General features: G+C 73.9%; 16 protein-coding genes. 13 read left to right on the forward strand and 3 right to left on the reverse strand.

From position 1 onward, the window contains the following. Positions 1-210 precede the first annotated feature (210 nt). The 7 genes from ACFYNS_RS16870 (at position 211) to ACFYNS_RS16900 (ending at position 9,467) form a co-directional block, all read left to right on the forward strand. Entirely contained in the window at positions 211-2,331 is a 2,121-nt protein-coding gene (locus ACFYNS_RS16870; RefSeq protein ID WP_388603536.1) for an AAA family ATPase, read from the forward strand. A gap of 460 nt (positions 2,332-2,791) precedes the next feature. Further along, positions 2,792-3,907: an alanine dehydrogenase gene (gene ald / locus ACFYNS_RS16875; RefSeq protein WP_360300223.1), complete on the forward strand. Its 1,116-nt coding sequence runs from the start codon at positions 2,792-2,794 to the stop codon at positions 3,905-3,907. A gap of 526 nt (positions 3,908-4,433) precedes the next feature. Next, positions 4,434-5,498, forward strand: coding sequence for a ParA family protein (locus ACFYNS_RS16880; protein ID WP_388549572.1), 1,065 nt, complete (start codon positions 4,434-4,436; stop codon positions 5,496-5,498). Continuing rightward, positions 5,495-6,181 carry a hypothetical protein gene (locus ACFYNS_RS16885; protein WP_388603537.1) on the forward strand — a complete coding sequence of 229 codons (687 nt, stop codon included), beginning with the start codon at positions 5,495-5,497 and terminating at the stop codon, positions 6,179-6,181. Before ACFYNS_RS16880 ends, ACFYNS_RS16885 begins: the two co-directional genes overlap by 4 nt. 25 nt (positions 6,182-6,206) lie before the next feature. After that, on the forward strand, positions 6,207-7,442 hold the full coding sequence (locus ACFYNS_RS16890) for a segregation/condensation protein A (protein ID WP_360300202.1): 1,236 nt from the start codon (positions 6,207-6,209) through the stop codon (positions 7,440-7,442). Continuing rightward, a complete protein-coding gene (gene scpB / locus ACFYNS_RS16895; protein ID WP_360300199.1) occupies positions 7,435-8,211 on the forward strand; it encodes an SMC-Scp complex subunit ScpB in 777 nt (258 codons plus the stop codon). The genes ACFYNS_RS16890 and scpB overlap by 8 nt, the downstream gene beginning before the upstream one ends. Next, positions 8,211-9,467, forward strand: coding sequence for a pseudouridine synthase (locus ACFYNS_RS16900; RefSeq protein ID WP_388603540.1), 1,257 nt, complete (start codon positions 8,211-8,213; stop codon positions 9,465-9,467). Before scpB ends, ACFYNS_RS16900 begins: the two co-directional genes overlap by 1 nt. 138 nt (positions 9,468-9,605) lie before the next feature. Here ACFYNS_RS16900 and ACFYNS_RS16905 read toward each other — a convergent pair whose 3' ends face one another. Beyond that, a complete protein-coding gene (locus tag ACFYNS_RS16905; RefSeq protein ID WP_019355320.1) occupies positions 9,606-9,926 on the reverse strand; it encodes a DUF952 domain-containing protein in 321 nt (106 codons plus the stop codon). 131 nt (positions 9,927-10,057) lie between these two features. On the opposite strand from ACFYNS_RS16905, the gene aroH reads away from it, so the two are divergent. The 5 genes from aroH (at position 10,058) to der (ending at position 14,678) form a co-directional block, all read left to right on the forward strand. Further along, the gene (gene aroH, locus ACFYNS_RS16910) at positions 10,058-10,420 is read left to right on the forward strand and encodes a chorismate mutase (protein WP_360295542.1); all 363 of its coding nucleotides are present in this window, start codon (positions 10,058-10,060) and stop codon (positions 10,418-10,420) included. Between the two features lie 15 nt (positions 10,421-10,435). Further along, positions 10,436-11,527 (forward strand): prephenate dehydrogenase, encoded by a 1,092-nt coding sequence (locus ACFYNS_RS16915; protein WP_360295544.1) that lies wholly within the window; start codon positions 10,436-10,438, stop codon positions 11,525-11,527. 202 nt (positions 11,528-11,729) lie between these two features. Further along, the gene (cmk, locus tag ACFYNS_RS16920; RefSeq protein ID WP_360295547.1) at positions 11,730-12,464 is read left to right on the forward strand and encodes a (d)CMP kinase; all 735 of its coding nucleotides are present in this window, start codon (positions 11,730-11,732) and stop codon (positions 12,462-12,464) included. Then, positions 12,461-13,126, forward strand: a complete 666-nt coding sequence (locus ACFYNS_RS16925; RefSeq protein WP_360295550.1) for a lysophospholipid acyltransferase family protein — start codon at positions 12,461-12,463, stop codon at positions 13,124-13,126. The genes cmk and ACFYNS_RS16925 overlap by 4 nt, the downstream gene beginning before the upstream one ends. A 73-nt stretch (positions 13,127-13,199) precedes the next feature. Next, positions 13,200-14,678 (forward strand): ribosome biogenesis GTPase Der, encoded by a 1,479-nt coding sequence (gene der, locus ACFYNS_RS16930; protein WP_388603545.1) that lies wholly within the window; start codon positions 13,200-13,202, stop codon positions 14,676-14,678. 55 nt (positions 14,679-14,733) lie between these two features. On the opposite strand, the gene ACFYNS_RS16935 is transcribed toward der, so the two are convergent. Together ACFYNS_RS16935 and ACFYNS_RS16940 are read right to left on the reverse strand one after the other, a co-directional pair. Further along, a complete protein-coding gene (locus tag ACFYNS_RS16935) occupies positions 14,734-15,024 on the reverse strand; it encodes a hypothetical protein (RefSeq protein ID WP_360295556.1) in 291 nt (96 codons plus the stop codon). A 203-nt stretch (positions 15,025-15,227) separates the two neighbouring features. Continuing rightward, complete coding sequence (locus ACFYNS_RS16940; protein ID WP_388603712.1) at positions 15,228-16,043, reverse strand: hypothetical protein; 816 nt, start codon at positions 16,041-16,043, stop codon at positions 15,228-15,230. 459 nt (positions 16,044-16,502) lie between these two features. Between ACFYNS_RS16940 and ACFYNS_RS16945 the strand changes: the two genes are divergently transcribed. Beyond that, positions 16,503-17,126, forward strand: coding sequence for a transglycosylase family protein (locus ACFYNS_RS16945; RefSeq protein WP_388603547.1), 624 nt, complete (start codon positions 16,503-16,505; stop codon positions 17,124-17,126). Positions 17,127-17,234: the final 108 nt, after the last annotated feature.

Here is a 17,234-nt window from a genome sequence, read left to right on the forward strand (position 1 = left end):
CCGTCCAAGGCGCGGCGGCCGCATCCCGGTGGTCCGCCCGGTGCGGGGCTCCCGGCCCCGGGGGCGTCCGATCCGGCCGACCTGAGCCGATGTGGTGATTCCCGGGGCGGGCGCGGCGCCCGTTCGCACCGGTCGGCGGCCCGCGGTGAACTACGCTCGCGGTATTCGTCCGCGCACACACCAGGTGAACAGCGAACGGGAGCGTAGCCCGTGACAGATCAGGCGGTGCAGCCCGCGACCGCGGGGCCGGGCCCCCACTCCTGCACGGGTCGCGACCGCGAACTGCGCGCGCTGCGCGCCGACCTGGAGAGCGCCGGGCTGCACACCATGTCCGGGCGCCCGCTCCCGCAGAGCCGGGTGCTGCTGATCGCGGGGGCGGCCGGATCGGGCCGCACCACCCTGGCCGAGGAGTTCGTCCGGCAGGTGGCCGACCGCTATCCCGGCGGGGTGCTGCGGGCCCGGCTCACCGAGCCGGGCGGGACCCCGGTTCCCACCGAGCGCACCGCCCGGGACCTGCTGGCCTCCCTGGCGCGGAGTGCCGGGCCCGGCACCGCGCGCCGCCCCGAGGAGGACGCGGCGGGCCAGGATCCGCCGCCCGGTGCCGACCCGGCGGACGTCGCCGAGGCGCTGCGCTCCGCACTCGAGCGCCGCGGCCGGGTCCTGCTGTTCCTCGACGACGTGGCCGACTCCGAGCAGCTCCTCGACCTGGCGCCGGAGAGCCGCGACTGCCTGGTGGTCGCCGTCTCCTCGGGGCCGCTCACCGAGGTGCCCGACGTCCGCCCGTGCGCCCTCGGCGGTCTCGACCGCGCGAGTGCCGTGGCGCTGATGTCCCGTCATGCCGGCTCCTCGCCCCGGGTCACCGTGGACCCGCGCAGCGCCGAGACACTGGTCGAGCAGTGCGGTGCCCTCCCGGCGCCGCTCACGCTGCTGAGCGGCTGGCTCGGCGCCCATCCCAAGCTGTCGCTGCTCGACGCCTCCCGGGCGTTGGCCGAAAGCGGTCCGCCGGTGCCGGAGGAGGCGCACTCCGCGCGGATCCCGGCGGCCCCGGACCCGCTGGAGCGGACGTTCTGGCTCGTCCACGACTCCCTCCCGCGTCCGCTGGGGCGTCTGCTGCGGCTGCTCGCCCTCGCACCGGCGGGGTTCGTCGATCCGCAGCTCGCCTCCGCGCTCGGCGGCTGCTCGCTGAGTACCGCGCAGGCGGCGCTGGACGACTATGTGCGGCTCGGTCTGCTGCGTCCGCTCGACTCCGGCCACTACCAGGTTCCGGGGTGTCTGGATCCGCTGCTGCGCGCCGCGTCGGCCGCGCACGAGCAGCCGAACGAGGTGCTGCTGGCCCGGGCGCGGATGCTGGAGCGGCTGGTCAGCCGGCTCCAGGCGTGTCGCGCGGTGTGCGAACCGCCGGGGTCCGAGGCACGCCGGCAACTGGCGGGAATGCCGCGCGCGCTGCGCTTCCTGCACCCCCTGGAGGCGCGGAACTGGCTGCGCACGCGGCGTCCGGCGCTGCTGTCGGCCGTCCGGGCGGCCGTCGCGGACGGCGCGGGGGAGCTCGACACGCTGGCCCGCCGCCTGGTGTCGGCACTGGCCCGGGCCTTCGACGCGCACGAGGCGCCCGAGCAGGCGGCGTCCGACCGCTACGAACTGCACGAACTGGTGCTGCTGGTGGCCGAGCGCAACGGCAGGCACCGGGAGCGTGCCGCCGCGCTGCTCAACCTCGGGGACCTGGATGCGCGCACGGACCGCTGGGCGGAGGCCCTCGTCCGCTACCGCGCGGCGCTGGACGCGGCGCGGGAGGGCGAGGACGAGTGGGCGGCGGGCCGGGCCCTGGAGTCGCTGGGCGACGGCTACGCGGAGCTGGCCGACTGGGACCGGGCCGCCGACTGGTACGGCCGGGCGCTGGCGCTGCGGCTGGCCCGGGACGAATTCGCGGACCGGGCGGCGGTGGCGCGGTTGCACGGCCGGATCGGCGCCGTGCACACCCGGGCGGCGCGCCCGCAGGAGGCGCTGCGGGCGTGGCGGGCCGCGGCGGCCGCTTTCCGCAGGCTCCGGGAGCCGGCCGCGCGGGCGCGGGCGCTGGCCGAGGTGGCGGCGGTGCAGGAGCAGTCGGGGCGCCGGACGGACGCGCTGCGCACCTGGGGTCAGGCGTGCGAGGTCTCCCGGGGTGCGGGGGACGTCCGGCTGGCGACGGAACTGGCGCTGTGGGCGGCGGAGGCGTGCGAGCGGGCCGGGAGCCTGCGGGACGCCCGGCGGTACCGGACGGCGGCCGCGCGGCTGCGGCGCCCCGCGGCGGGCTCCACCGGGGCTGCCGGGGCCGCCGGGGCCGCCGGGGATTGAGAACCGGCCGGGCCCGGGAGCGGGCCCGAGCCCGGAGCGGCGCCGCCGGGCCCGCAGCCGGCCCTGCCTGGAGTCCGAGCCCGCGAGCCGACCCCGCCGTGCCCCGAGCTCCCGGCCCCGGGCACGGAACCGGAAGCCGCAGGGCGGGGAGCCGGAACCGGGCCGGGCTGGGGACGGACCGGGGCGAGGGGTGGAAACGGAACGAATTTCCGGCCCCCAGCAGGGTGTGACATGCGCCACTCGGCGACGGTTCGTGGTGCCCGATGGGGCGCTCTCGCGGCCCTCCATCGAGAACCTGCGAATCACATAGCAATCTCGAAAAAGATCGACTGTTTGTAAGGCTGGACAGCTCAGCCTCCTTCATTAGACTGGTCGAGCCGCGGTCCCCCCGGTGTTTTCGAGCATGCGCGACCCGGCTTTCTCTGCCTTCTGCACCCCTGAGTGAAGGACCGTGATCGACGTGAAGGTCGGTATCCCCCGCGAGGTCAAGAACAACGAGTTCCGTGTCGCCATCACCCCGGCCGGGGTGAACGAACTGGTGCGGAACGGCCACGACGTGTACGTGGAGAAGGACGCCGGAGTCGGCTCCTCCATCCCGGACGCCGAGTACACCGGTGCCGGTGCCACCATCCTGGGCACGGCGGACGAGGTGTGGGCCACCGCCGACCTGCTGCTGAAGGTCAAGGAGCCGGTGGCCGAGGAGTACCACCGGCTCCGCAAGGACCAGACCCTCTTCACCTACCTGCACCTGGCCGCCTCGCGTGAGTGCACCGACGCGCTGCTGGAGTCGGGCACCACGGCCATCGCCTACGAGACCGTCGAGCCGGCCAACCGCACCCTTCCGCTGCTCGCCCCGATGTCCGAGGTCGCGGGCCGGATCGCGCCGCAGGTCGGCGCCTACCATCTGATGGCCTCCGCGGGCGGCCGCGGTGTGCTGCCCGGCGGGGTGCCCGGGGTGAACCCCGGCCGCGCCGTCGTGATCGGCGGCGGGGTCTCCGGCTGGAACGCCACCCAGATCGCGGTCGGCCTCGGCTTCCACGTCACCCTGCTGGACAAGGACGTCAACAAGCTCCGTGAGGCCGACAGGATCTTCGGCACCCGGGTGCGCACCATCACCTCCAACGCCTTCGAGCTGGAGCGTGCGGTGCTCGAGGCGGATCTGGTGGTCGGTGCCGTGCTGATCCCGGGCGCCAAGGCCCCGAAGCTGATCAGCAACGAGCTGGTCTCCCGGATGAAGCCGGGAAGTGTCCTTGTCGACATCGCGATCGACCAGGGCGGCTGCTTCGAGGACTCGCGGCCGACCACGCACGCCGAGCCGACCTTCCGTGTCCACGACTCGGTCTTCTACTGCGTCGCCAACATGCCCGGCGCCGTGCCGAACACCTCCACGCACGCGCTGACCAACGCGACGCTTCCGTACATCGTCGAGCTGGCCAACCGCGGCTGGCGGGAGGCGCTGCGCCGCGACCCGGCTCTGGCCAAGGGCCTCAACGCGCACGACGGCGAGGTCACTTACGGCCCGGTGGGCGAGGCGCACGACCTGCCGGTGCGGGACATCGCGACGCTGCTGGGCTGAGCCGCCGAGCCGGCCGGCGCACCGCCGGCGGGGCCGGGAGAACCCGCGGCCGGGTCAACTCCCGGCGTCAACGTCGGCAACCTCACGTCACCGTCCGGGCCTTGGAGGGAAGGTCCGGACGGTGACGTCGTCGTGTCCGCGGGACGGCGACCCGACTTGCCCTTAACGTAACTGTCCAACCTTTTTGCCCACCGGCGAAACCACCCCGACGTCACCCGGGAGCCTCTTGACAGCAGGGGGTCCGCATACCGACACATCGGGCCGTCTGAGGCGGATTGTGTTGCTGCGGACCGCCGACACGCCATAGAGTCGCCAACCGTCGGCATGGTGTCACGCTGACCTGTTGAGAAATTTCCTGGTCACCAAGGAGGTACGACGACTTGTGAACGAGTCGACATTTTCTCCCGGGGGTGGTCAACCAGGAGCGCCTGTACGAGGCCAGGGGTCCTCAGGTCCCACAGGACCCGAGGGTGTCGGCTCCGTCGCTGTCCGCACCTTCGCAGCCCACCAGAACCCGACGCCCACCATGACAGCCAACCAGAGCACGGACGGCCACCACGTGAACGCCACGGCCGGCGACGCTGCGAACGGTCCGTCCGCCGAGCGTTTCGCCGACTACAGTGACCCGCACTACGACCCCAACCAGGGCGAGCTGCCCGAGGGCCACTTCTACGACCCGGACGCGGAGTACGAACCCGATCCGGAGTACGCGGCCACGCTCGCGCCCGATGCCGCGCGGCAGCGCCGGGAGCGCATCGGCCCGACCGGACGCCCGCTGCCCTACTTCCCGATCCCCGGCCCGGTGAACGAGCACGGCCCGGCCAAGATCATCGCCATGTGCAACCAGAAGGGCGGCGTCGGCAAGACGACGTCGACCATCAACCTGGGTGCGGCGCTCGCGGAGTACGGACGGCGCGTGCTGCTGGTCGACTTCGACCCGCAGGGTGCTCTCTCGGTCGGCCTCGGCGTCAACCCGATGGAACTGGACCTGACGGTCTACAACCTCCTGATGGAGCGCGGCCTGGCCCCCGACGAGGTGCTGCTGAAGACCGCGGTGGCCGGGATGGACCTGCTGCCCAGCAACATCGACCTGTCGGCGGCCGAGGTGCAGCTCGTCAGCGAGGTGGCCCGCGAGTCGACGCTCCAGCGCGCGCTGGGTCCGCTGCTCAACGACTACGACTTCATCGTCATCGACTGCCAGCCCTCGCTCGGCCTGCTCACCGTCAACGCGCTCACCGCGGCGCACAAGGTGATCGTCCCGCTGGAGTGCGAGTTCTTCGCACTGCGCGGTGTCGCGCTGCTGACCGAGACGATCGAGAAGGTCCAGGAGCGGCTCAACCCGGAGCTGGAGCTGGACGGCATCCTGGCGACGATGTACGACTCGCGGACCGTGCACAGCCGCGAGGTGCTCGCCCGGGTGGTCGAGGCGTTCGACGACAACGTCTACCACACCGTCATCGGGCGCACCGTCCGCTTCCCCGAGACCACCGTCGCGGGTGAGCCGATCACGACGTACGCCTCCAACTCCGTCGGCGCCGCCGCCTATCGCCAGCTCGCCAGGGAGGTGCTCGCCCGGTGCCACGCCGAGTGAGTCTCCCGGCAGCCGACGAATTGTTCCGTACGACAGGCGGTGCCGCCGTACAGCCGTCCGCGCCGCAGGAGGAGCGGTCCGGGCAGGTCGGCCGGGCGAACGGCGAGGCCCCGGCGCAGTCTTCGGTGGGCCCCGCCGCTCCCGGCCCCAAGGTGCCCGCTCCCGCCTCCGAGCCGGTTCCGGAGACCGGCGGTGTCGAGCGCTCCGCGGCCGACGAGTCCGGTGGCGAGCCCGGCAGCGCCGCGACCGCCGGCGCACGGCGCACCGCGCGCGGTGCGCGCGGCACGGCCACGGCCGACGACCAGCGGACCGCACCGCCCCAACAGGCGGGTCCGGCGCCCGGCGAGCGCGCCGGGCGCCGCGGCGGCACCGCCAAAGGCCGCCAGTCGGCCGGTGCTTCGGGAACGGCTTCCCCGGCGGCCTCCGCCTCCCCGGCGGCCTCCCGCCGCAGCCGGGCGGCCCGCCGCCCCAGCGGGCGCGAGCGGCACGACGAGAAGATCACCGTTTATGTCTCCGCCGAGGAACTGATGGACCTCGAACACGCCCGGCTGGTGCTGCGCGGCGAACACGGACTCGCCGTCGACCGGGGGCGGATCGTGCGCGAGGCCGTGGCCGTCGTGCTGGCCGACCTCGAATCCCGCGGAGACGCGAGCATTCTCGTACGGCGGTTGCGCGGGCGCTGACCTGCTTGCCAGTACGCTGCCTGCGATGCCCACTCCTGACGACGCACTCCGCAGCCGGGGCTCCCGCCGACCGCTGGGGCGGGGGCCCGGGACGGCGTACGAGGCGGAGCCCGCCGCCGTCGGGAGCCCTGATGGGGCCGCGGCGGCCGGACCGGCTCCCGCGGCGCCGAGCGCGCCGCCTGCGCCGGTACCGGCGGAACGTTCCGCACCCGCACCGGAGCCGGAGGAACTGCCCGGCGGACCGGCGGACGGGTCCGCCGCGGAACCCCTCGGACCGGTCGAGGGGTCCGCGTCTGAACTCCGCGAGGGCGACGAGCCCGCGGCCGAACTCCGCGCGGAGCCCGAGGAACCGCCCGGCGGACCGGAAGGGGCCGCCGGACCGGCCGCCGGGGAAGCGCACCCCGAAGCCCCTGCCGACCCGGCCGGGGCCGCCGAGGCCGGGCAGGAGGCCGACGACGGGCGGTTCAGGGTCGTCCTCGACAACTTCGAGGGCCCCTTCGACCTGTTGCTCCAGCTCATCTCCAAACACAAGCTGGACGTCACCGAAGTCGCCCTCTCCCGGGTCACCGACGAGTTCATGGCCCACATCCGCGCCATGGGCCCGGAGTGGGATCTCGACCAGACCACCGAGTTCCTCGTCGTCGCCGCCACGCTGCTCGATCTGAAGGCCGCCCGGCTGCTGCCGCAGGCCGAGGTGGAGGACGAGGCGGACCTGGCGCTGCTGGAGGCCCGGGACCTGCTCTTCGCACGGCTGCTCCAGTACCGCGCCTACAAGGAGATCGCGAACATCTTCGCGACCCGGCTGGAGGAGGAGGCCCGGCGTCACCCGCGCACCGTGGGGCTGGAACCGGACCACGCCGAGCTGCTGCCCGAGGTGGCCCTCAGCGTCGGCCCGGAGGGCTTCGCCAGGCTGGCCGTCAAGGCGATGCGGCCCAAGCCCAAGCCGCAGGTGTATGTCGAGCACATCCACGCGCCGCTGGTCAGCGTCCGGGAGCAGGCCGAGGTGGTCGTGGCGCGGCTGCGGGAGCGGGGCGAGGCCAGCTTCCAGGAGCTGACCCGGGACGCCCCCGACACCCTCACCGTCGTCGCCCGCTTCCTCGCGCTGCTGGAGCTCTACCGGGAGCGGGCCGTCGCGCTGGACCAGGACGAGGCGCTGGGCGCGCTCCTCGTCAGATGGAGCGGCACCGCGGACGCCGGAGACGGGACACCGCTGGTGACCGACGAGTTCGACCAGGAGCCAGGAGAGCGCAAGGATGACTGAAGCGGTCGGCGACCGGGCCGGAACCGGCGGAGCACCCGGAGCGGCGGAGGCCGAGGCTCCGGAGAGGGCGGCCGATGGCCCGGCGGAGACTCACGCGGAGACCTACGAGGTGCAGGAGGCCGAGGAGGAGCGCGGCCCGGCGGCGGAGCCCGCGGGGGGCAACGGCGTCGCGGAGCTGGAGCTGAAGCCCGCGCTGGAGGCGGTGCTGATGGTCGTCGACGAGCCCGCCACCCCCGAGCACCTGGCCAAGGTCCTGGAGCGTCGCCCGCGCGAGGTGTCGGACGCGCTGCGCGAGCTGGCCGACGCGTACACCGTCGAGGGCCGCGGCTTCGAGCTGCGGCTGGTCGCGGGCGGTTGGCGGTTCTACACCCGCAGCGACTACGCGGACGCGGTGGAGCGTTTCGTACTGGACGGGCAGCAGGCCCGGCTGACCCAGGCGGCGCTGGAGACCCTCGCCGTCGTCGCCTACCGGCAGCCGGTCAGCCGCTCGAGGGTCTCCGCCGTACGCGGTGTGAACTGCGACGGCGTGATGCGCACCCTGCTCCAGCGCGGTCTGCTGGAGGAGGCGGGCACGGAACCCGAGACAGGTGCGATCCTTTACAGGACGACGCATTACTTCCTGGAGCGGATGGGCCTGCGCGGCCTGGACGAGCTTCCGGAGCTGGCGCCCTTCCTCCCGGAAGCGGAGGCCGTCGAGGGGGAGACCCAGGAAGGTATGCCGTCGTTCGACGTAGACGATCCTTCCCCCGACTCCCAGACGGAACATTGATGCGAAGCAGCGGCAGGAACACCGGCGGAAACCGAGGCGGCAAGCAGGGCGGCGCGGGCCGCGGCGGCCAGGAGGGCCGCGGGCAGGGTGCCCGGCGCGGGCAGGGCGCCTCCGGCGGCCGGCAGGGCCAGGGCGGGCAGCGAGGGCGGCAGCAGTCCGCGGACTCCCGGCCGCCGCGCCCCGAGGAGCGCCGCTACCCCCAGGGCGGCTCCGGCGCCGGGTCCGGCAGCGCCGGGTCCGGCGGCGGCAAGCCCGGCGGCGGCAAGCCCGGCGCCCCGAAGGCGAAGCCCGGCGCCCCGAAGGCGAAGCCCGGCGCCCCGAAGGGCCAGGGCGGCGCCGCCAAGGGCCAGGGCGGCAAGCCCGGCGGCAAGGCCAACGTGCGCAAGGACGTGACCAAGAGCGGCGCCCCCAAGGCACGCGCCCGCCGGGCCTCGGCGCCCGCGCGCCCCCGCGAGTACGAGGCGCAGATCGAGGAGCGCAACCGGGCCCGGCACAGCAAGCCCCCGGTCAAGCTCCCCAAGACGTTCGGCGAGGTGGAGGGCGAGCGCCTGCAGAAGGTGCTGGCACGTGCGGGCATGGGCTCGCGCCGCGCCTGCGAGGGGCTGGTCGAGCAGGCCAGGGTGGAGGTCAACGGCGAGATCGTCCGGGAGCAGGGGCTGCGCGTCGACCCGGAGAAGGACGAGATCAAGGTCGACGGACTGACCATCGCGACCCAGTCGTACCTCTTCTTCGCGCTGAACAAGCCCGCCGGGGTCGTCGCCTCCATGGAGGACCCCGACGGCCGCCAGTGCCTGGGCGACTATGTACAGAACCGGGAGACCCGGCTCTTCCACGTGGGCCGTCTCGACACCGAGACCGAGGGGATCATCCTGCTCACCAACCACGGTGAGCTGGCGCACCGGCTCACCCATCCGCGGTACGGCGTGACCAAGACCTACCTGGCGGCCATCCAGGGCCCGCTGCCCCGGGACCTGGGCAAGCAGCTGAAGTCCGGGATCCGGCTCGACGACGGGTACGCGCGCGCCGACCACTTCCGGGTCGTCGAGAACACCGGAAAGAACTACCTGGTCGAGGTCGCGCTGCACGAGGGGCGCAAGCACATCGTGCGGCGCATGCTGGCCGAGGCCGGGTTCCCGGTGGAGCGGCTGGTGCGCACCCGCTTCGGCCCCATCGCGCTGGGCGACCAGAAGTCCGGCTGGCTGCGCCGCCTCACCAACACCGAGGTCGGCATGCTGATGGGCGAGGTCGGCCTGTAGCGGCGCAGGGCTCTCCGCGGCCGCGGAGAGCCTGCTCGCGCCGCGGGCACCCGGCCCGGCGCCACCGGCGCCCGGAGCGCACCCTGCGCCCGGTCGTCGGGAACGGGCGGGCCCGGGGACTTGGGCGGGCCCGGGGGCTCAGGACCACAGCGCCAGATCGACGGCCCGGCCCTCGTCGTCGCGCCGGACCTCCAGCATGCCCGCCACGGCGGACCGGTTCACCCGCCCGTGGATCCGCGGCGCGGGGTCCCAGCAGACGCGGGCGTCCAGCCGCCGTTCGTCGATCATGAGGGCCATCAGCGGCCCCACCGCCTCGCGGAAGCGCGCGTCGGCGACGGCCAGCGCCTGCTTCTCGTCGGGCGTGCAGGAGATGAACCCGTCCTCGGCCAGCGCGCGCGGCGCGTACGGCCGGTCCGGGGCGAGCAACCAGTCGTCGAGCGGGACCACGTGGAAGAGCATGCCTCCACTTGTACCGTCTCACTGTGCGGGCGGCCCGGACATCCGCGCTGGAACGTACCTACCCTGGCCCCGCCGGCAGGCGGCCGGCAGGGGATCGGGACCGGCGGCGGGTCGGAAAGGGGCGAGCGGCGGTGGCGGTGCGTGCGGTACGGGGGGCCGTCCAGCTCGACCGGGACGAGGCCGGACACATGAACGAGCGGGTCGGGGAACTGCTGACCGAGGTGCTGGAGCGCAACGGCCTCTCCACCGAGGACCTGATCAGCATCTGGTTCACCGCCACCCCGGACCTGCACAGCGACTTCCCCGCCGCCGCGGCCCGCAAGCTGGGCATCGCGGACGTGCCGCTGATCTGCGCGCAGGAACTCGAGGTCGCGGGTGCGATGCCCCGGGTGGTCCGTATCCTTGCTCACACGGAGACCGAGCTGCCCAGGTCCGGCGTCCAGCACGTCTATCTGGGCGCCGCAGCCGCCCTCCGCAAGGACATCGCCCAGTAAGGACACGCCACGGCAATGCGCACCGCCCTCGTGCTCGGTACGGGACTCATCGGCACCTCGGCCGCGCTGGCGCTCTCCGCGCGGGGCGTCGGGGTGCACCTCAGCGACCGCGACCCGGAGCGGGTCCGCACGGCCGTCGCGCTGGGCGCCGGAACCGGCGAGGAACCCGCCCCCGGCTCCCCCGTCGACCTGGCGATCGTGGCCGTGCCGCCGGCGCACCTGGCCGCGACCGTCGCCGAGGTGCAGCGCGCCGGGCTGGCGCGCGGCGTCATCGACGTGGGCAGCGTCAAGGGCGGCCCGCGCCGGGAGCTGCTGGAGCGGGGCGGCGACCTGACGACCTACCTGGGCAGCCACCCCATGTCCGGCCGCGAGCAGTCCGGTCCGCTGGCCGCCTCGGCCGACCTGTTCGAGGGGCGACCCTGGGTGCTCACCCCCACCCAGGGCACCGACACGGAGGTGCTCAACCTCGCCCTGGAGCTGATCGCGCTGTGCGGGGCGGTGCCGGTGGTGATGGACGCGGACGCGCACGACCGGGCCGTCGCGCTGGTCTCGCACACCCCGCAGCTCCTCTCGACGCTGGTGGCGGCGCGGCTCGAGGAGGCCGCCGAGACCGATGTGCGCCTGTGCGGCCAGGGCATCCGGGACGTGACCCGGATCGCCGGATCCGACCCGGCGATGTGGGTGGACATCCTCTCCGCGAACCCCGGCCCGGTGGCCGACATCCTCGCCGCGGTCGCCACCGACCTGGACACCGCCGTGCGGGCGCTGCGCGAGCTGGAGTCGGCCGACGAGGCGAAGCGCTCCAGCGGGACCGCGGGCGTGGCGGAACTGCTGCGCCGCGGCAACGCGGGGCGGGCCCGGGTCCCGGGCAAGCACGGCCAGGCGCCGACCGCCTACGAGACGGTGACGGTGCTGATCAGCGACCGCCCGGGGCAGCTCGCCAGGATCTTCGCCGACGCGGGATCGGTGGGTGTGAACATCGAGGACGTCCGCATCGAGCACGCGACCGGGCAGCAGGCCGGCCGGATGCAGCTCATGGTGGAGCCGGGTGCGGTGCCGGTGCTGGAGCAGGCGCTGCGCGAACGCGGCTGGTCCCTGCGGCAGTGAAGCCGGCGGGTCCGACGAGCCGACGGGGCCTGGGCGCGCTGTCGGAGCGGGCCGCGGCCGCACCGCGGGGCGGCGCCGGGGTCCGGACGCGCGGCCTGGCGTGTCCGTGGCAGCCGGTAGCCTTGTGCGGGGGCCCAGGGCGGTCCCGTCCGTTCCTGTGCGCCGCGCGCGAGCCTCAGACCCACGAAAGGTGCCCACAACCGTGTCTGCAACCCCGGCAGTGATTGTCGCCATCGACGGCCCCTCCGGCACGGGCAAGTCGAGCACGTCCAAGGCCGTCGCGGCCCGGCTGGGGCTGAGCTACCTCGACACCGGGGCCCAGTACCGGGCGATCACCTGGTGGATGCTGACCAACGGCGTCGACACCGCCGACGCCGACGCCGTCGCGGCCGCAGCGGGCAAGCCCAGCATCGTCTCCGGCACCGATCCGCTCTCCCCGGCGATCGCTGCCGACGGCGCGGACGCCTCCGGCCCGATCCGCACCCAGGAGGTCACCGCCGCGGTCAGCGCGGTCAGCGCGGTGCCCGAGGTGCGGGAGCGGATCACGGGGCTCCAGCGGACGATCGCGGTGGAGGCGCGCGGCGGCATCGTCGTCGAGGGCCGGGACATCGGCACCACGGTGCTGCCCGACGCGGACCTGAAGGTCTTCCTCACCGCCTCTCCCGAGGCGCGGGCCGCACGGCGGAACGGCGAGCTCAAGACCGCCGACGGCACCTCCGTCGGCGACCTGGCCGCCACCCAGCAGGCGCTGACCGCCCGCGACCGGGCGGACTCCAGCCGCAAGACCTCCCCGCTGAAGAAGGCCGACGACGCCGTCGAGGTGGACACCACCGAGCTGACCCTGGAGCAGGTCGTCGAGTGCGTCGTCACCCTCGTGGAGAAGGCGGCGGCGGACAAGGAGGGTCCCGCGCAGGACCGGGAGAAGGCCGCCAGGTGACGGCATCCGACTCCGCCGCGAGCGAGCGGGGCGCCGCCGTCGGCCGCCGGATCGGCATCGGGCTGATGTACACCCTGTGGCGCCCCCGGGTGCTGGGCGCCTGGCGGGTGCCGGCGAGCGGCCCGGTGATCCTCGCGGTCAACCACGCGCACAACATCGACGGACCCATGCTGATGGGGACCGCACCGCGGCCCGTGCACTTCCTGATCAAGAAAGAGGCGTTCGTCGGTCCGCTCGACCCGTTCCTGCGCGGCATCGGCCAGCTCGAGGTCGACCGCAGCGGCGCCGACCGCACGGCGGTGACCCGCGCGCTGGCGGTGCTGAAGCAGGGCGGGGCGCTGGGGATCTTTCCGGAGGGCACCCGCGGCGAGGGCGACTTCGCCGCGCTGCGCGGCGGGCTCGCCTACTTCGCGCTGCGCTCCGGCGCGCCCGTCGTCCCGGTCGCGGTGCTCGGCAGCTCGGACCGCCCGGGTCGGCTGATACGGGCGCTGCCGCCGCTGCGCGGCCGGGTCGACGTGGTCTTCGGCGACCCGTGCACCGTGGGGGACGGCTCCGGCCGCCGGACCAGGAAGGCGCTGGACGAGGCCACCGTACGGCTCCAGGAACGGCTCGCCGGGCATCTGACCGAGGCCAGGCGGCTCACCGGCCGCGCGGGCCCCTGACCCCCGTACCACCCGGCGGCCGCGCCCTTCGCGGCAGCCGCACAGACCCGCTGAACGACGAGGACGAGACGTCATGAACGACCAGATGCACCCCGCCGACGACGGCACCGAGCAGGGCCACGGTGAGCTGGGTGACGCCGAGTTCGCCGAGTTCATGGAGCTCGCCGCCGAGGAGGGCTTCGACCAGGAGGAGGTCGAGGGCGCGCTCGGCGAGGCGGGGCACGGGCCGCTGCCCGTCCTCGCCGTCGTCGGCCGGCCCAACGTGGGCAAGTCGACCCTGGTGAACCGGATCATCGGCCGTCGCGAGGCCGTGGTCGAGGACCGTCCGGGCGTCACCAGGGACCGGGTCACCTACGAGGCGGAGTGGGCGGGCCGCCGCTTCAAGGTCGTCGACACCGGAGGCTGGGAGCAGGACGTCCTCGGCATCGACGCCTCCGTCGCGGCGCAGGCCGAGTTCGCCGTCGAGGCCGCCGACGCGGTGGTGTTCGTGGTGGACGCCGCCGTCGGCGCCACCGACACCGACGAGGCGGTCGTCAAGCTGCTGCGCCGCGCGGGCAAGCCCGTGGTGCTGTGTGCCAACAAGGTCGACGGCCCGTCGGGAGAGGCCGACGCGGCCTATCTGTGGTCGCTGGGCCTGGGCGAGCCGCACCCCGTCTCGGCGCTGCACGGGCGCGGTACGGGAGACATGCTGGACGAGGTGCTCAAGGCACTGCCCGAGGCGCCCCGGCAGACCTTCGACGGCGTCCCGCTGGGCGGCCCGCGCCGGGTCGCGCTCATCGGCCGCCCCAACGTCGGCAAGTCCTCGATGCTGAACAAGGTGGCGGGTGAGGAGCGCGTCGTCGTCAACGAGGAGGCCGGCACCACCCGCGACCCGGTGGACGAGCTGATCGAACTCGGCGGCCGGACCTGGAAGTTCGTGGACACGGCGGGTATCCGGCGGCGGGTCCACATGGCCGAGGGCGCCGACTACTACGCCTCGCTGCGTACCGCGGCGGCGCTGGAGAAGGCGGAGGTCGCTGTCGTGCTGATCGACGTCAGCGAGTCGATCAGCGTGCAGGATCTGCGCATCATCACCATGGCGGTGGACTCCGGCCGGGCCGTGGTGCTGGCCTACAACAAGTGGGACACCCTGGACGAGGAGCGCCGCTACTACCTGGAGCGGGAGATCGAGCGGGACCTCGTCCAGGTGCGCTGGGCGCCCCGCGTCAATGTCTCGGCACGCACCGGACGGCATGTGGAGAAGCTGGTACCGGCGATCGAGACGGCGCTGGAGAGCTGGGAGACGCGGGTCCCGACGGGCAAGCTCAACGCCTTCCTCGGCGAGATCGTCGCCGCGCACCCGCATCCGGTACGCGGCGGGAAGCAGCCGCGCATCCTCTTCGGCACCCAGGCCGGCACCCGACCGCCGCGCTTCGTGCTGTTCGCCTCGGGCTTCCTGGAGGCCGGCTACCGGCGCTTCGTGGAGCGTCGCCTGCGTGAGAAGTTCGGTTTCGAGGGGACCCCGGTCCAGCTCTCGGTGCGGGTGCGCGAGAAGCGCGGCCGCAAGAAGTAGCCGCTTCGGGCAGCGCCCCGCCGGAACCCGGTCCCGGGTTCCGGCGGGGCGCCCGTCAGCGGTGGGGGCCGTGGCGGGGCGCGGGAGGCAGCGCCGGAAGCTGCCAGGAGGGGGTGTGCCAGGCGGCCGGGGACTCCTGGTCGCTCCAGGAGCCCGACCCGATGCCGTGCACTGTGCCGAACCCCTCGAAGCGCAGTTCCTCCTCGCCGGAGCGGTCTCCCGGCAGGGCCCGGAAGAGTCTGCGGTACTCCGCGTACAGCGAGTCGTAGATGGGCGTTGACCCCTCGGGGGACGAGCTGTACGGCGCCCGCATCCGGGGTACGGCGGGGGCCCCGGACGCGCTCACGGCGCGGCCGTGGCCGAGATGCGGGTGAGGGGCTCGGAGAGGCTCGTATGGCTGCACGTCTGCCCAACGACCGTGCGGCACACCGGATGCGGCCGCGTGTGGCGAATGACCGGATCGCACCAGTTGTCCCGAGCTGTTCGTGCTCCCGCTCCCGGCCGCCGGAAGGTGCCGGGAGCGCGGCCCGTGCGCGTGCGGAGGGCGGCTCATGTGCCCGTCAGCGGCATCGTGCCGGCCACCAGCACACCGCCGGCCGCCGCCTTCTCCAGCGCTTCCCGCAGCAGGTCCTCGCGCGGCTGCTGGCCGATGGAGCCCGCGGGGGCGGCGTAGACCACGACCGTGTGGTTCTTGGCGGCCGCGGTGCGCCAGCCCTCGGTGACGGCGAGCGGCTGGTGCGCCTGCCACCAGGCGACCGGCTGCCCGCCCGGTGTGGCGGGAGGCTGGAAGACGGCGTGCAGCTGCCCCATGGCCACCAGCACCGACCACCCGGCCACCGGAGCGGGCAGCAGCCCCACGTCGGTGACGGGCATGAAGCCCTGCTCGATCAGCAGCGGCAGGAAGTCGTCGCCCGGTCCGTCCGAACCCGGGCGGGCGATCGGGCCGGTGGGCTCCACCACGAGCGCGGAGCGCGCGGTGCCGTCGATGAGGACCTGGCCGCAGGTGATGCCCAGCACCGCCTGGCGCTGCCCCGTCCCGGGCTCGGCGGCGGGCGAGGGGACGGCGGGCTCGGCGGGCGGCCCGGCCGGGGCGGACTCGGGCGTGGAGAGGGTGCGTACCGCGCCCTGGAGCTGGTCCTCGGCGACGGTCACCACCTGGGAGGGGATGCAGGCCGCGTGCGCGAAGGCGAGGACCGCGGTCTCCTCGCCGACGAACAGCACGGTGCTGGTGCGCTCCTGGCCGGTGTTGCCCCGGGCGCGGCACGAGGTGCAGTCGTAGTCTCCTGGGGCGTTCTCTCCGGCGAGCAGCCTCTCGGCTTCTGCTTCGCCGATCTCGGCGCGTACGGCGTCGCTGACATCGAGCATGGGGGACACGGGGACTCCTGGCTTTCGGTTCCTGTTCGCCTGGACAACGGGAGACCTGTGGTCGCGGTCACGCGCGGGTGCCGGTGCACGTCCCCCGTTCGTACGCAACCGGTCACATAACCGGGAGAAGAGTTCACACCCCGTCAATACCTGTCGAGCGCGCAGGAGTTCGACTGGTGAGCTGACTCACAGTGGGCCGGTCGGACTGTCAACTACTGCCCGGAATGCACCCGTTCGGGGGGTGTCCTGAAACCGCTGTTATAGCCGGTAACCGGTGCATGGCCTGCAAAGACAGTGTTCTGGTTGCAATTCGGGCGAGGTGCTCCCTACATTCCTCGGCGGTGCACCGAGCACCACCCGGGACAGGTGGAGTCGAGTGCGGGCGCCGGACGCGCCCACTGCTACTCGGCCCGCACGGGGGAGCAACGGGGTCTCCCGGGTTCGTGGAGAGGGTTTGATTTGTCCAAGCGTCGTACAGCAGTGCTCACGGGTGCCGGTCTCGCCGCCCCGCTCGCCCTGCTCGCCGCCACGGCTCCGACGGCCTCGGCGGCGTCGAACGACGGAGTGTGGGACCGCATCGCCCAGTGCGAGAGCGGAGGGAACTGGCAGACCAACACCGGCAACGGCTACTACGGCGGCCTGCAGTTCTCGGCGAGCACCTGGCGGGCCTACGGCGGCGGCGCCTACGCGCCCACCGCCGACAAGGCCGGCAAGGCCGCGCAGATCGCGGTCGCCACCAAGGTGCAGCAGGCCCAGGGCTGGGGCGCCTGGCCCAACTGCTCGGTCAAGGCCGGAGCCTCCGGCACCCCGCCCCGGGCGACCGGCCCGGCGCAGTCCGAGCAGGGCTCCGGGCAGCAGTCGGCGCCGCGCACCGACTCCCCGTCGAACGACCGCCCCGCCACGCACCCGGGCCGCAGTGCCACACGTGGCGGATCCGGCAACTACACGGTCGAGAGCGGTGACACCCTCGGCTCGATCGCCGCGGAGCACGGCAAGGACTGGAAGGACCTCTACCGCGCGAACAAGGACGTCATCGGGAGCGACCCCGACCTCATCCTCGCCGGTCAGAAGCTCGACGTCTGATCAGTCGCGCCCGGCCGCCGGACGGCCGGGAGCGGAGCGGCCCCGCCAGGTGCACACCTGGCGGGGCCGCCACGTCTGCTGTCGGCGCCGCCGGTTACGTCCCGCGCA

It is taken from the genome of Streptomyces sp. NPDC006925, assembly GCF_042869575.1.
Taxonomy (GTDB): Bacteria; Actinomycetota; Actinomycetes; order Streptomycetales; family Streptomycetaceae; genus Streptomyces.

Excerpts from the sequence above, each read along its gene's own strand:
- der (WP_388603545.1), top strand. The coding sequence starts at position 13,200 with ATGAACGACCAGATGCACCCCGCCGACGACGGCACCGAGCAGGGCCAC.
- ACFYNS_RS16880 (WP_388549572.1), top strand. The coding sequence starts at position 4,434 with ATGACAGCCAACCAGAGCACGGACGGCCACCACGTGAACGCCACGGCC.
- ACFYNS_RS16940 (WP_388603712.1), bottom strand. The coding sequence starts at position 16,043 with ATGCTCGATGTCAGCGACGCCGTACGCGCCGAGATCGGCGAAGCAGAA.
- ACFYNS_RS16900 (WP_388603540.1), top strand. The coding sequence starts at position 8,211 with ATGCGAAGCAGCGGCAGGAACACCGGCGGAAACCGAGGCGGCAAGCAG.
- scpB (WP_360300199.1), top strand. The coding sequence starts at position 7,435 with ATGACTGAAGCGGTCGGCGACCGGGCCGGAACCGGCGGAGCACCCGGA.
- ACFYNS_RS16890 (WP_360300202.1), top strand. The coding sequence starts at position 6,207 with ATGCCCACTCCTGACGACGCACTCCGCAGCCGGGGCTCCCGCCGACCG.
- ACFYNS_RS16905 (WP_019355320.1), bottom strand. The coding sequence starts at position 9,926 with ATGCTCTTCCACGTGGTCCCGCTCGACGACTGGTTGCTCGCCCCGGAC.
- ACFYNS_RS16915 (WP_360295544.1), top strand. The coding sequence starts at position 10,436 with ATGCGCACCGCCCTCGTGCTCGGTACGGGACTCATCGGCACCTCGGCC.